This is a genomic window from Cellulomonas wangleii (assembly GCF_018388445.1).
Lineage (GTDB): Bacteria > Actinomycetota > Actinomycetes > Actinomycetales > Cellulomonadaceae > Cellulomonas > Cellulomonas wangleii.
Window position 1 is genome coordinate 1,943,966 of sequence record NZ_CP074405.1, and the last position, 14,105, is coordinate 1,958,070.

Consider the following 14,105-nt stretch of genomic DNA (forward strand, 5'->3'; position numbering starts at 1 on the left):
GTGGTCGCCTGACAGGCAGGACGGCCGTGCAGCGCGGTCCGTGGACCGCGGCGCACGGCCGTCCCGAGGGCCAGGCGTCAGACGTCCTCCTGGAACGCCTCGCGCAGCTTGGCCTCCTCCTCGGAGGACAGGTTCGTCGCGAGCAGCTCGCCGTGGATGCCCTGCTCCCGCAGCGAGGCGACGATCCGGTCGGGGACCTCGCCGGAGGTGAGCAGGAAGAGCGCGGACGTGCCCGGCGTGACCTTCTCGCGCACCTGCTTGATGAAGTTGTCGTCGATGCCCACGTCCGTCAGGGCCCCGCCGATGGCGCCCGCGGCCGCCCCCACGATCACCCCGACCAGGGGGATGAAGAACAGCAGGCCGAACAGCAGGCCCCAGAACGTGCCGCCGAGGGCGCCGACCGCCGCGAGGTTGTGCGACTGGCGCGTCTTCGGCTTCTTCTTGTCCGGCTCCCACGACACCGTGGCGGCGTCCTGCACGTCGATGAGGTGCTGCGTCTGCAGGGCGAGGACCGCGTCCTCCGCCTGCGCCGCCCCCTCCGGGGTCTCGAACTTCCACACGCTCAGAGTGGCCACCGTCGTCTCCTCGTCCGGGCCGGTCCGTCGCCCCGCCCGGCGTCACGCCGGGCAGGCCGGGGCCCGACCCCAGGGTCGCCGTCGGGTCGGCGCCGCGCCTCATCCGGCACGGGTGATCGTCGTGCCGCGCCGGCGCGGTCGCCCCGCGCGCCCTCACACGGCGACCGACCCCGGTGTGCGCGGACGGTTCCGGAGGGGTAACGCACGGGCGTGCTCGGCGGAAACACGCCGGCCCTAGCGTCGTCGGCAGGCGCGGCGCCCGGCCCGCCCGTGACGACCGCCCCGGTCCCAGCCCCTGGAGGGTCCCATGGACGCACAGCGCCACCTCGTGGTCGTCGGCGGCGGCATGGTCGCCCAGCGTCTCGTCGAGGCCCTGCGTGACCGTGACGCCGACGGTGTCTGGCGGGTCACGGTCCTCGCCGAGGAGCCACGGCGGCCGTACGACCGCGTCGCGCTCACGAGCTTCTTCTCGGGCAGGGCCCCCGAGGACCTGGCGCTGGGTGACGCGACGCTGTGGGACGACCCGCTCGTCACGCTCGTGCGGGGGGACGCCGTGACCGCGGTGGACCGCGCCACGCGGACCGTCACGGCCGCGTCGGGACGCACGCACCGCTACGACCACCTCGTCCTGGCCACCGGCTCGTCCGCGTGGGTCCCGCCCATGGAGGGCGCCGACCTCGACGGCGTCTTCGTGTACCGGACGCTCGACGACGTCGCGGCCCTGCGCGGCCACGTCACCGCGCTCGCCGCGGAGCGCACCGTGCGGGGCGTCGTGCTGGGCGGCGGGCTGCTCGGGCTGGAGGCCGCCGGCGCGCTCGACGCGCTGGGCGCCCGCGCCACGGTCCTGCAGGTCGACACGCACCTGATGTCGGCCCAGGTCGACCTCGGCGGCGGCGAGGCGCTGCGGCGCCTGGTCAACCGGCTGGGCATCGGGGTCCGCACACAGTCGCGCACGACCCGGCTGCTGCCGCACCGCAGCGGCGGCGTGGGGCGCGTCGAGCTCGCCGACGGCACGCGCCTGGACGCCGACGTGGTCGTCGTCGCCGCCGGCGTGCGTCCCCGCGACGAGCTCGCCCGCGACGCGGGCCTGCCGATCGGCCCGCGCGGCGGCGTCGTCGTCGACGACACGTGCCTGACCGACGACCCGGACGTGTCCGCGGTCGGTGAGGTCGCGTGCATCCACGGTGCCTGCGTCGGTCTGGTCGCGCCCGGCTACACGATGGCCGAGGTGACGGTGGACCGCCTGCTCGGCGGCGCCGCCGTCTACCCGGGGGCCGACACGGCCACCAAGCTCAAGCTCGCGGGCGTCGACGTCGCCAGCTTCGGGGACGCGTTCGCCCGCACCCCCGGTGCGCTCGAGGTCGTCTGGGCCGACCCGGTGGGCGGTGTGTACAAGAAGCTCGTCCTGTCCGACGACGCCCGCACCCTGCTCGGCGGCGTGCTGGTCGGTGACGCCACGGCGTACGCGAGCCTGCGGCCCATGGTGGGACGTGAGCTGCCCGGCGACCCGGCCGCGTTCCTGCTCCCGGAGGGCGGGACCGGTGCACCGGACCTCGAGCTGCCCGACGACGCGGGGGTCTGCTCGTGCAACAACGTGTCGGCCGGTGCGGTCCGGCACGCCGTGGCCGAGCAGGGCTGCCACGACCTCGGCGCCGTCAAGGCGTGCACCCGCGCCGGGACGAGCTGCGGGTCCTGCCTGCCGCTGGTCAAGAAGCTCATGACCACCGAGCTGGCCAAGCTCGGCGTGACGGTCAGCAGCGCGCTGTGCGAGCACTTCGCGCTCTCGCGCGCCCAGCTGTACGACGCCGTCCGGGTCGCGGGGCTGCGCACGTTCACCGAGGTGCTCGAACGGTTCGGCTCGCACGGTCGAGGCTGCGACATCTGCCGGCCCGTCGTCGCCTCGATCCTCGCGACCACGGCCCCCGCGCACGTCCTGGACGGTGAGCGTGCCGCCCTGCAGGACACGAACGACCACGTCATGGCGAACCTGCAGAAGGACGGCTCGTACTCGGTCGTGCCGCGCATGGCGGGCGGCGAGGTCACCCCCGAGGGGCTCATCGCGGTCGGTGAGATCGCCCGCGACTTCGGTCTCTACACCAAGATCACCGGCGGTCAGCGCATCGACATGTTCGGCGCCCGCATCGACCAGCTCCCGCTGATCTGGCGTCGTCTGGTCGACGCCGGGTTCGAGTCCGGCCACGCGTACGGCAAGTCGCTGCGGACCGTGAAGTCGTGCGTCGGGTCGACGTGGTGCCGCTTCGGGGTGCAGGACTCGGTCGCGCTCGCGGTCATGCTCGAGCTGCGGTACCGCGGGCTGCGCTCCCCGCACAAGATCAAGCTGGGCGTCTCGGGCTGCGCGCGCGAGTGCGCCGAGGCCCGCGGCAAGGACGTCGGCGTCATCGCGACCGACAACGGCTGGAACCTGTACGTCGGCGGCAACGGCGGGTTCACGCCGCGGCACGCGCGACTGCTCGCCGAGGACCTCGACACCGACACGCTCGTGCGGACGATCGACCGCTTCCTGCTCTACTACGTGCGCACCGCGGACCGGCTGCAGCGCACGGCGCCGTGGATCGAGGAGGTCGAGGGCGGCCTCGACGGCGTGCGTGCCGTCGTCCTGGACGACTCCCTGGGCCTCTGCGCGGACCTCGACGAGCAGATGGCGCGCCACGTGGCCGACTACGAGGACGAGTGGCGAGCCACCCTGGACGACCCCGAGAAGCTCCGGCGGTTCGCGTCCTTCGTCAACGCCCCCGACGTCGCCGACCCCTCGCTCGCCTACGTCCCCACCCGGGGGCAGGTGCGCCCCGCGACCCACGACGAGCGCGCCGTGCTCGTCGCCGGCACCACCCTGGAGGTCCGCTCGTGACGACGCTCGACGACCGCGCCACGACCTGGCTGACCGTGTGCCGGCGGCACGACCTGGCGTACGAGCGCGGCGCCGCAGCCCTCGTCCCCGACGAGGTGGACGGGCAGCCCGTCCTCACCCAGGTCGCGCTGTTCCGGCTGCTCGACGAGCGCGTGCTCGCCGTGCAGCAGCTCGACCCGTTCAGCGACGCCCACGTGATCGCGCGCGGCATCGTCGGCACACGACGCGTCGAGGACGCCGACGTGCCGACCGTGGCGTCGCCGATGCACAAGCAGGTGTTCGACCTGGTCACCGGTCGGTGCCTCGAGCGGGCCGGCAAGCAGCCCGTCGCCGGGCACGGCCCGGACCTGCGCACCTGGCCCGTGCGGGTCCTCGAGGGGGACGTGCAGGTCGCGGTCGCCGGGGGTGCCTCATGACCACGCTGCTCGGCGTGGAGCTGGCCGGGCGGGTCGTGCTCGTGGCCGGTGGGGGACCGGTCGCCGCCCGCCGGGTGCAGGCGCTCGCGGACGCCGGTGCGCTCGTGCACGTGGTCGCGCCGCACGTGTGCGAGCCGCTGGCCGACCTCGTCGTCGCGGGTTCGGTCCGCTGGTCCGACCGTGAGGTCGCCGAGGACGACCTCGACGACGTGTGGCTCGCGCACACCGCGACGGGGGACCGGGTGACCGACCTGGCCGTGGTCGCCTGGGCCACGGCACGCCGCGTGTTCTGCGTCGACGCGGGCGGTCCGCGGCGGCCCGCCGCCGGGACCGCCCGCACCCCGGCGACCACGCGGGCCGGGGACGTCCTCGTCGGGGTCGTCTCGACCGCCGGCGCCGACCCGCGGCGCAGCGTGCGGGTGCGCGACTGGCTCGCGGCGCACCTGCGCACCGGCGCGGTCGACCTGCGACGACGACGCGCTGCACCCGACCGGGGGCGCGTCGTGCTGGTGGGCGGCGGCCCGGGGGACGTGGGGCTGCTCACCGTCGCGGGCCGACGTGCGCTCGCCGAGGCGGACGTCGTCGTCGCGGACAGGCTCGGACCGACCGACGTGCTCGACGAGCTGCCCGCGGACGTCGAGGTCATCGACGTCGGCAAGTCGCCCGGGCACCACCCGGTCCCGCAGGACGAGATCAACCGGCTGCTCGTGGAGCAGGCCCAGCGCGGGCGGGTCGTCGTGCGCCTCAAGGGTGGGGACCCGTTCGTGTACGGGCGCGGCGGCGAGGAGGTGCAGGCCTGCCGCGCGGCAGGGGTCCCGGTCACCGTGGTCCCCGGGGTGAGCAGCGCGTTCGCCGCCGCCGCGGCGGCAGGCATCCCGCTGACGCACCGCGGGGTCGTCGGCGCCGTGCACGTGATGAACGGCACGGACGGCTGGTCGGCCGCGGCGCTGACCGGGCTGCGGGACCGCTCGTGCACCGTCGTCGTCCTCATGGGGGTCGCGGCGCTGCCGGGACTGGTGCGCGACGCGCTGGCCGGCGGGGTCGACCCGGACCTGCCGGTCGCGGTGGTGGAGCGGGCGACCCAGGACGACCAGCGCGTGACGCGCGCGCCCCTGCACGCCGTCGCTGCGGAGGCCCGGGCACGGGGCGTGGCCGCCCCGGCCGTGGTCGTGCTGGGCGACGTCGCGGCGGCGGGGCTGCTCGACGTCCCGACCGGTGGCGCCCTCGAGCCGTCCGGCGCCGGTTCCACGACAATGGGCGCGTGACGGCCGAGATGATCGACCAGACGCTGGCGGGGTGCGTCGTGCTCGTCACGGCGGACCGCCGCGCCGCGGAGCTCAGCGCCGCCCTGGCACGCCGCGGCGCCACGATCCGTCACGCGCCGGCCCTGGGCATGGTGCCCCACACGGACGACGCGCTGCTGCTCGCCCGCACGCGCGACCTGCTGGTCGACCCGCCGGACACGGTCGTCGTCACCACGGGGATCGGGTTCCGCGGCTGGGTGGAGGCCGCCGACGCCGCCGGCGTGGCCGACAGCCTCGTCGACGTGCTGCGCGGCACCCGGATCGTCGCGCGCGGCCCCAAGGCGCGCGGCGCCATCCAGGCGGCGGGGCTCAGCGCGGACTGGGTCGCGGAGTCCGAGACCAGCGCCGAGATCGCCGAGACGCTGCTCGACGAGGGCGTGGCGGGCCGCGACATCGTCATCCAGCACCACGGCGCCGGCGCCGACGGCCTGGACGAGGCGTTCGCGCTCGCCGGGGCGCGGGTGCGCAGCCTCGTGGTCTACCGGTGGGGCCCGCCGCCCGACCCCGCGCTGGTGCGCGACTCGGCGCAGGCCGTCGCGGACGGCGAGATCGACGCCGTGGTCTTCACGTCGGCGCCCGGCTCGGCGGCGTGGCTGGCAGCCGCGGACGACGCCGGCGCGATGGACGGCGTCCTGCGGCGGTACCGCTCGGGTGCCGTGGTCTTCGCGGCGGTCGGCCCGGTGACCGCCAAGCCGCTCGTCGACGTGGGCATCGACCCGCTGGTGCCCGATCGCGGCCGGCTCGGATCGCTCGTGCGGGCCGTTGTGACGCACTACGGCGGTGTGGACGCGCTCGACACGGTCGCCGGCCCGCTGCGCGTGCGGCGGGCGGCGGCGGTGCTCGACGGGCGCGTGCTGCCGCTGTCGCGCACGGGCCTGGAGGTGCTGCGCGTCCTGGCGCACGCCCGGGGCTCGGTGGTGCCGCGCGAGCGCGTGTTGGCCGCCCTGCCGGGCGTCTCGTCCGACCCGCACGCCGCCGAGGTCGCGATCGCGCGGCTGCGCGACGCGGCCGGGAGCCGCGCCCTCATCCGCACGGTGGTCAAGCGCGGCTACCGCCTCGAGCTCCAGGAGCAGGCATGACCTCGTCCGCCACCGCGCCCGTCCTCATCGGCTGCTCGCACGGGACCGACAGCGTCGCGGGACGCGAGGCGATCGCCTCGATCCTCGCCGACGTCGTCGCGGCCCGGCCCGGGCTCGACGTGCGCGAGGCGTTCGTCGACGTGCAGCAGCCGGAGGTCGACGACGTCGTCACCGACGCGCTGGGCGAGGCACCGGCCGTCGTGGTGCCGCTGCTGCTGTCCGTGGGGTTCCACGTGAAGGTCGACGTGGCCCGCGCGGTGGACCGGCCCGGTGCGGCGGCGGCCCGGCCCATGGGCCCCGACCCGCGCCTGGTGGAGATCCTCGCCGACCGGCTCCTGGCCGCGGGCCTCGGGGACGGGGACGCGGTCGTGCTCGCGGCCGCCGGGTCCAGCGACCCTGCCGCCGCCGCCGCGGTGCGTGACGTCGTCGACGCGCTCGCGCAGCACCTGGGCCGGCCCGTCACCGTCGGGTACGGGTCGGGCGCCCACCCCCGCGTGCCGGTCGCCGTGGCGGCGGCGCGCGCCGGGCTCGCGCCGGGCGGGCGCGTCGTGGTCGCGTCCTACCTGCTCGCCCCCGGCTACTTCCTCGACCGCGTGCACGAGGCGGGCGCGGACGTCGTGACGGACCCGCTGGCGCCGGACCCGCGGCTGGCCGCGATCGCGCTCGACCGGTACGACGAGGTCAGCGGGCACGCGGCGTCGTCGTGGCCCTCGCCGCAGCGGGCGGCCGGCGCGCGTCGCTGAGCCCGCTCGGCCCGCGGGGCTCGCGTGTCGGCGGAGCGCGCACGTGCCCCCGGTGGAGGACGGCGGCCGGTCGTGGGATCGTCGAGGGCACCACCACCCGGAGAGCAGGTCGAGTGACAGCCATGAGCGAGCCGGTCCGTCCGGAGCCCGCGCCGGCAACTCCCGGGCGGTCGCACCTCGTCTCCGTGGTGGTCCCGGTGCGCGACGACGCCACGCACCTCGACGCCTGCCTCACCCTGCTGGCCCGCCAGACCCGGCTCCCCGACGAGGTCGTCGTGGTCGACAACGCGTCCACCGACGCCAGCGTCGAGGTCGCGCTGCGGCACGGTGCGCGCGTGGTGCACGAGCCGCGTGTCGGGATCCCGGCCGCGGTCGCCACCGGGTACGACGCGGCCCGCGGCGACGTGCTGATGCGTCTCGACGCCGACTCCCGACCGGGACCCGGGTGGGTCGAGCACGCGGTGCGCGTGCTCGACGACCCCGAGGTCGATGCGGTCAGCGGGTGGGGACGGTTCGACGTGCCCCGACCCTGGGGGGCGCTCCTCGCACACGTGTACCTCGGGTCGTACTACCTGCTGGGCGCCCTCGCCGCGGGCCACGGCGTCATCTGGGGGTCGTCGGCCGCGCTGCGTGCGGAGTCGTGGCGCCGTGCCCGCGCGCACGTGACCCGCACCGAGGACGTGCACGACGACCTCGACCTGGCGATGGCGCTCGGCCCCGGTGCGCGGATCGTCGTCGACCGCTCGTGGCACGTGGGCGTGTCGGCGCGCTCCGTGCGCCCCGGGCGGCAGTGGGTGGCGCGGTTCGGACGGGCGTTCCGGACGCTGGGGCGGCAGTGGCGTGTGCTCCCGCCGTGGCGGCGCTGGGAGGTGCGGCTGCGGGGCTCCGCACCCGGCGTCCCCGCCGGCCGCGCGCGGCCCTGACGACGACGGCGGCCCGTCACCGGGGGGCGGGGTCCAGGGCGTCCTGGCCCTCCGTCGTCCACTGCACCATCAGCAGCGTCGCGTCGTCCTGCAGCGCGCCCTGGTGATGGTCGAGGATCGCCGCCACCACGCGCCGGGTCACCTCCGGCAGCGGCGTGCCCTCGGCGGCCGTCCGCTGCAGCACGTCGACGAGCCCGCCGAGCCCGAACGTCCGGCCCGTCCGGTCACGGGCCCGGGTGATCCCGTCGGTGTGCACGACGACGGTGTCACCCTGCTGCAGGTGCTCCTCACCGACCGTCGTGCTGCGCACGTCGATCCCCAGCAGGGGTCGGCGTCCGTCGTCGAGCTGCTTGACGACCTTGCCCGCGCGCAGCAGCAGGGGGGCGGGGTGCCCGGCCGAGAGGTAGCGCAGCCGCCCCGTCAGCAGGTCGAGCTCGGCGACGACGGCGGTGGCGAACACGTTCCCGGCGAAGTGCTCCGCGACGGTGCCGTGCACGGCCTCCACCTGCTCGAACAGGCCCGCACCGGCCCGCCGCGCCGCGCGGTAGGCCGAGACCGCCGCGGCCACCGCCAGGCCGGCGCGCAGGTCGTGACCGGTCGCGTCGAGCACGGCGAACTGGGCACGGGTCGCGCTCAGCGCGTAGTCGAAGAGGTCACCGCCCATGTCGTGCGCCGGTTCGACGCGCCCCGCGACCAGCACCCGGCCCGTGCCGGCGGTCGACGGCGGCAGCAGCCGGTGGATCAGCTCCGCGCGGGCGCTGCGGGACCCGGCCGGGTGGGTCACCTCCAGCGCGTCGCCGTACGAGGCGAGCGCCGTGACGAGGTGACCGAGGTAGTGGGCGAGCCACCAGCAGTGGCGGTGCAGGTTGGGGTCGTCGAGGTCCGCCGGGTCGGCCAGCATGACGTCGAGCACGCCCACACGCTCCGCGCCGTCGACGACGGGCACCCACAGCCGTGCCTGCCCGTCCTCGCTGACCGCGGGCTGGGTCTGCAGCACCCGGTACGCCCGCCCGGGCAGGGTGCCGTCCACCGACAGCGGCTCGCGGCCGTGGCCCGGGCCGCCGGGCAGCGGGACCAGGGTGCGGGCCCCGTCGTCCGCGAGGTAGAGCACGGGGACGACGCCGAGGTGACGTCCGGCCGCGTCGATCGCCGCGGGCAGGGAGTCCGGCGGGGACAGGTGCGTGTCGCGCAGCAGCGTGACCAGGGCGGCGAGCGGGCCACCCTCGGGCTCCGCGGCGCGCAGGGGGCGCGAGTAGGGGGCCCGGTCGCTCCCCGTGATCCGGTCCAGCTCCTCGTTCACCGCCAGTGCGACACGGTCCCGCTCCCGCACCGGCAGGTCCGACGTCCCGTCGAGGAACTCGGCGAGGTCGGCGGGACCCGCCTGGCCACCGAGGGCGAAGTACCGCACCCACAGCTCCTCCGGCTCCAGGCGGGTCCGGCCGAACGCGGCACGGATCCGCCGGCGCTGGCGGTCGGCCGCCGTCGTCACCGGCCGGCCACCTGACGTGCGTGCGCGGTGAGCACGCGCGCCGCGACCTGGTGGACGCCGGTGCGCTCCTGCTCGGCCCGGGCCGCCAGGTGCGCGAGCGCTGCCTGCTCCGTCAGCCCGTCGCGCCCCATGAGCAGCCCGGCCGCGCGCTGCAGGGCGTCGCGCTGCACCAGCACGCTGCGCACGTCCTGCGACAGGCGTCCCGCGTCCCGGAAGGTCCGGGCGCTGGCGAGCAGGAGCGCACCCTGCGCCGCGAACAGGTTCACCGTCGTCTCGTCCCGGGACGCGAACGCGTGCGGCTCGTGCGCGTAGAGCTTGAGCGAGCCCACCGCGAGGTCACCGGCCACCATCGGTGCGCTGAGCACCGACGCCACGTCCAGCGCCGCCACCTCCTGCGCCCAGCGCGGCCACCGCAGCTCGGTCGCCACGACGTCGACCCGCACCGCCCGGCGGGTCAGCCACGCGGTGAGGCAGGGGCCCTCCGCCAGGCGGTACTGCACCGCGTCGGCGGTCTCGACGAGCGTTCCGGTGGCCGCCGTCGTGGTGCCGCCGTGGCCCTCGTCGCGGTCACGGTCGACGACCGTGATGCCCGCCCCGCACGCCGCGGGCACCGCCTGCAGGAGCGTGGCCGTCAGCAGGTCCAGGACCTGGTCGACCGCGCGGTCCGTGAGCATCAGCCCGGATGCACGGGCCACCACGTGCTCCAACGGCGAACCGGCCATGATCGCGCCCCCTCGTGCGGGCCACGCCGACGTGGCGCCGCACCCTCCGACCATAGGACGCACCGCAGGGCGCCGCCGCTCGTCCGTGCCGGGGCAGGACCGGCGTGCGCAGAGCGCGCGGCCGGCTCGCCGAGGCGACCGTGGCGCAGCCCTCCGGGCACCCCGCACCGTCGACGTGCCGGTCCTCAGGGTCGCGCGGCCGGTCCGTGCGGGGCAGCGGCGTCGTGGGGCAGCAGCACCTGCGCGCCGTGCACCCGCACGAGCGTGCCCTGCCGGTGCAGCCGCTCCACGGTCGCGTCGTCGAAGCCGTTGCCCGTCGCCCGGACCAGCACGGCGGCGGTCCCGGACGTCAGGTAGGCCACGGCGTCGTCCTGCCAGCGGCTGTTGCGGGACCGCGGGACGGGGCGTCCCCGGTCGTCGCGGTCGCCGACGACGTACGTCTGGCCGGAGACGTCGACACGGGTCCGGCAGCCGCGCTCCTCGTCCCGGGACAGGACGTCGAGGACCGCCAGCACGCCGGGGGAGTCCGCACGCACGCAGCCCTGCTCCGGGAGCAGCCCACGGACCTCGGCGACGGCGAGCGTCTCCGGTGGCGGCGGGCGCAGCGCCGCCGTCGGGAGCCCTAGCGCCCCGACGGTCAGCGCCGCCGCCCAGGCCCGGGGGCCGGCCCACGCGGGCCGACCGCCCGGGACCAGCGACACGGCGGCGGCCACCACCAGCACCACCGCCGCGGCGCTGTACGCGGCGTAGTTGACGTAGAACGGCGGCGAGACCAGGAGTACGGCGACCTGCGTCCCGAGGACCGCCACCCACAGCCGTCCCCGGCGCCCGCACCAGGCGACGACCGCGGCGACCGCGACCGCCACGCACACCACGACCGTCCACGCCGCGCGTGTCCCGGGAGGCTGCGGCTCGAGTGCGGTGCCCACACCGGTGATCCCCTCGAGCCGCTCACCCGTCGTGGTGCCCGACCGTGGCCGGCCCAGCTGGGCGAGCAGCACGAGCCGCACCAGTGCGCCGGGGGAGGCCAGCGCGAAGGGCAGCAGGACGAGCAACGAGGACCCGGTCGCCGCGCCCGCGACGTGCACCGCCGAGCGCGTCCCCTGCGTCCACGCCTGCCAGGCGAGCACCACGAGGACGGGGACGACGTTCCAGATCTTGACGACGGGGCCGACGCCGAGCACGGCGCCGCCGGCGTACAGCCACCACCGGGACGTGTCGGGTGCGCGCGCCCGCAGCAGGAGGCAGACGGCGCCCAGCAGGGTCAGGGTGCCGAGCGGCTCGAGCAGCGTGAGGCGCTCCCCGCGCGCGGCGGCGGAGGAGACGGCGTACAGCGCGCCCGCCACGACGGCAGCAGCCGTCCCCCAGCGCAGGGCCAGCCGCGTGACGAGGAGGGTGCTGACCGCACCGACGGCCATGAAGGCGACGCGCGCGGCGGCGAGGGCGTTCGGGTCGCTGGTCCACCGCGTCAGCGCGGCGAACGGCGCCAGCGCGAGCACCACACCGGGCGGGTGCAGCAGCAGGAAGTCGCGGTACGGCATCCGGCCGTGCACGAAGGCGACGGCCGAGGAGAAGTACACGCCGTCGTCGTACCCGTGGTACCCGCGGACGCCGCCCGCGCCCCCGACCAGGTGCCAGCGCACGACGAACGCGAGGGCGCCGGCGGCGCAGGCGACCACCCACCCCGTGCGGCCACCGCCCCGGGTGCGCGTGGGGGACGAGTGGCCGGCTCGTACCATCCAGCCAGCGTCGCAGCGGGTGCCCGGGGTCGCCACAGGGCACGGCACGCCGTGGGCGGCGGGTGGCGCAACCTATGATCGCGAGTGGCCCTGACCACGTGCGACGTCGCCGTCGCCGTCCGGGCACCCCTCTCCACCGTTGCAGGGGCCGCGCCCCGGCGGGAAGGACGCAGCCCTGTGACGCACGTGTTCGACACCGGAGCCGGCACCCTCGTCTGGCGCGGCGACGGCGAGACCCTCGTGGTCGAGCCGTGGGGCCGTGACAGCGTGCGCGTGCGCTCGGCGCTGGGCGACGTCGTCGACGCCGACTGGGCGCTGCTGCCGCCGGACCCCGCGGCGCACGCCGACGCGCACGTCGTGGTGGACGGGTCGACGGCGACGCTGACCAACGGCCGCATCCGGGTCGTCGCGACGGCCACCAGCGGCAAGGACTGGCAGACCGGCGCCCTCGCGCACGACTGCCGGCTCGCGTTCGAGGACGCCGACGGCCGGCCCCTGTTCTCCGAGGTGCCGTCGGGCGGCGCCCTGAAGGTGCGGGCCCGCACGTACCGGCCGCTGCCGGGCGGCGGCGTGCAGGCCGGGCTCGCGCTGCGGACCCCGGCCGACGAGCACCTGGCGGGCATGGGGCAGTACCAGCAGGACCTCGTCGACCTCAAGGGCAGCACGCTCGAGCTCGCGCAGCGCAACTCGCAGGCCAGCGTGCCGTTCGTGCGGTCCAGCGCCGGCTACGGGTTCCTGTGGCACAACCCGGCGATCGGTCGCGCGACGTTCGCGGCCAACCGCACCGAGTGGACGGCGGAGGCCTGCCGTCAGCTCGACTACTGGGTGACCGCGGGCGCGACGCCGGCGGACGTCAGCCGGCGCTACGCCGAGGCCACGGGCCACGCGCCGATGATGCCCGAGCACGGGCTGGGGTTCTGGCAGTGCAAGCTGCGCTACGCGAGCCAGGCCGAGCTGCTGGCGGTCGCACGCGAGCACGTGCGCCGCGGCCTGCCGCTCGACGTGATCGTCGCGGACTTCTTCCACTGGCCGCACCTGGGCGACTACCGGTTCGAGGACGAGTTCTGGCCGGACCCGGCGGCGATGGTCGCCGAGCTGCGCGAGCTGGGCGTCGAGCTCATGGTGTCCGTCTGGCCGCAGGTGTCGTTGCAGTCGGAGAACTTCGCCGAGATGTCGCGGCGCAACCTGCTCGTGCGCACGAACCGCGGTATCGACGTGCAGATGTGGTTCGGCGGCCCGAGCCGGTTCGTCGACGCGACGAACCCCGACGCCCGCCGGTTCCTGTGGGACCGGTGCCGGGAGGGCTACGCGCGCCACGGCATCCGCCTGTTCTGGCTGGACGAGGCCGAGCCCGAGTTCGGCGTCTACGACCACGACGCCTACCGGTTCCACGCCGGGCAGGGGACCGAGGTGGCCAACTGGTACCCGCAGGCCTTCTCGCGGGCGTTCTTCGAGGGGCAGACGGCCGACGGCGAGCACGAGGTCGTCAACCTCGTGCGCTGCGCGTGGGCGGGGTCGCAGCGCTACGGCGCGCTGGTGTGGTCGGGTGACATCCACTCCGACTTCCCCACGCTGCGGCGCCAGATCGTCGCCGGGGTCCACATGGGTGCCGCCGGGATCCCGTGGTTCACCACCGACATCGGCGGGTTCGGGGGCGGCCGCACGGACGACCCGGCCTTCCACGAGCTGCTCGTGCGCTGGTTCCAGGTGGGCACCTTCCTGCCGGTCATGCGGCTGCACGGCGACCGCGTCCCGGCGAGCCCGGTGCGGGCCGCGGACGGCTCGGAGCGCAACCCCACGGGGGCGGGCAACGAGCTGTGGTCCTTCGGCGACGCCGTGTACGACGTGCTGGAGCACTACGTGCACCTGCGCGAGGAGCTGCGCGACTACACGCGCGAGCTCATGGCCGCCGCGCACACCGACGGTCAGCCGGTCATGCGCGGCCTCGCGCACGAGTTCCCGGACGACCCGTGGGCGTGGCGGGTGGCGGACCAGTACCTGTACGGGCCGTCGCTGCTCGTCGCCCCCGTGCTGGAGGCGGGTGCGACGTCCCGTCGGGTCTGGTTGCCGCCGCGGGCGACGTGGACGTCGCTCGTGACGGGGCAGGTGCACGACGGCGGGCAGTGGCTCGACGTCGAGGCCCCGCTCGCGACCCTGCCGGTCTTCGCGCGCGACGGTGCGCTCGCGCACCTCGTCGGCCGCGTCCCGTCCGCCTGAGGGGCGCCGCCGCGCAGCCGGTGAAGGTT

General features: G+C 76.1%; 11 protein-coding genes. 7 read left to right on the forward strand and 4 right to left on the reverse strand.

Annotation, left to right across the window (positions count from 1 at the left end):
• Positions 1-77: 77 nt before the first annotated feature.
• Entirely contained in the window at positions 78-575 is a 498-nt protein-coding gene (locus tag KG103_RS08955; RefSeq protein WP_207342015.1) for a DUF1269 domain-containing protein, read from the reverse strand.
• Positions 576-882: 307 nt separating this feature from the next.
• Here KG103_RS08955 and nirB point away from each other — a divergent pair, with 307 nt between their 5' ends.
• From nirB to KG103_RS08985, 6 genes are all read left to right on the forward strand, one after another.
• On the forward strand, positions 883-3,444 hold the full coding sequence (gene nirB / locus KG103_RS08960; RefSeq protein ID WP_207342014.1) for a nitrite reductase large subunit NirB: 2,562 nt from the start codon (positions 883-885) through the stop codon (positions 3,442-3,444).
• Entirely contained in the window at positions 3,441-3,860 is a 420-nt protein-coding gene (locus KG103_RS08965; protein ID WP_207342013.1) for a nitrite reductase (NAD(P)H) small subunit, read from the forward strand. The genes nirB and KG103_RS08965 overlap by 4 nt, the downstream gene beginning before the upstream one ends.
• Complete coding sequence (cobA, locus tag KG103_RS08970) at positions 3,857-5,125, forward strand: uroporphyrinogen-III C-methyltransferase (protein WP_207342012.1); 1,269 nt, start codon at positions 3,857-3,859, stop codon at positions 5,123-5,125. The genes KG103_RS08965 and cobA overlap by 4 nt, the downstream gene beginning before the upstream one ends.
• Positions 5,126-5,133: 8 nt before the next feature.
• Entirely contained in the window at positions 5,134-6,243 is a 1,110-nt protein-coding gene (locus KG103_RS08975; RefSeq protein WP_207342134.1) for a uroporphyrinogen-III synthase, read from the forward strand.
• Positions 6,240-6,986 (forward strand): sirohydrochlorin chelatase, encoded by a 747-nt coding sequence (locus KG103_RS08980; protein WP_207342011.1) that lies wholly within the window; start codon positions 6,240-6,242, stop codon positions 6,984-6,986. The genes KG103_RS08975 and KG103_RS08980 overlap by 4 nt, the downstream gene beginning before the upstream one ends.
• Positions 6,987-7,108: 122 nt before the next feature.
• Complete coding sequence (locus KG103_RS08985) at positions 7,109-7,909, forward strand: glycosyltransferase family 2 protein (protein ID WP_207342010.1); 801 nt, start codon at positions 7,109-7,111, stop codon at positions 7,907-7,909.
• Positions 7,910-7,925: 16 nt separating this feature from the next.
• On the opposite strand, the gene KG103_RS08990 is transcribed toward KG103_RS08985, so the two are convergent.
• The 3 genes from KG103_RS08990 to KG103_RS09000 form a co-directional block, all read right to left on the reverse strand.
• Complete coding sequence (locus KG103_RS08990; RefSeq protein WP_207342009.1) at positions 7,926-9,398, reverse strand: PP2C family protein-serine/threonine phosphatase; 1,473 nt, start codon at positions 9,396-9,398, stop codon at positions 7,926-7,928.
• Positions 9,395-10,120 (reverse strand): GAF domain-containing protein, encoded by a 726-nt coding sequence (locus KG103_RS08995; protein WP_207342008.1) that lies wholly within the window; start codon positions 10,118-10,120, stop codon positions 9,395-9,397. Before KG103_RS08995 ends, KG103_RS08990 begins: the two co-directional genes overlap by 4 nt.
• A 185-nt stretch (positions 10,121-10,305) precedes the next feature.
• On the reverse strand, positions 10,306-11,859 hold the full coding sequence (locus tag KG103_RS09000) for a glycosyltransferase 87 family protein (protein ID WP_207342007.1): 1,554 nt from the start codon (positions 11,857-11,859) through the stop codon (positions 10,306-10,308).
• A 177-nt stretch (positions 11,860-12,036) separates the two neighbouring features.
• Here KG103_RS09000 and KG103_RS09005 point away from each other — a divergent pair, with 177 nt between their 5' ends.
• Positions 12,037-14,076 carry a glycoside hydrolase family 31 protein gene (locus KG103_RS09005; protein WP_249670865.1) on the forward strand — a complete coding sequence of 680 codons (2,040 nt, stop codon included), beginning with the start codon at positions 12,037-12,039 and terminating at the stop codon, positions 14,074-14,076.
• Positions 14,077-14,105: the final 29 nt, after the last annotated feature.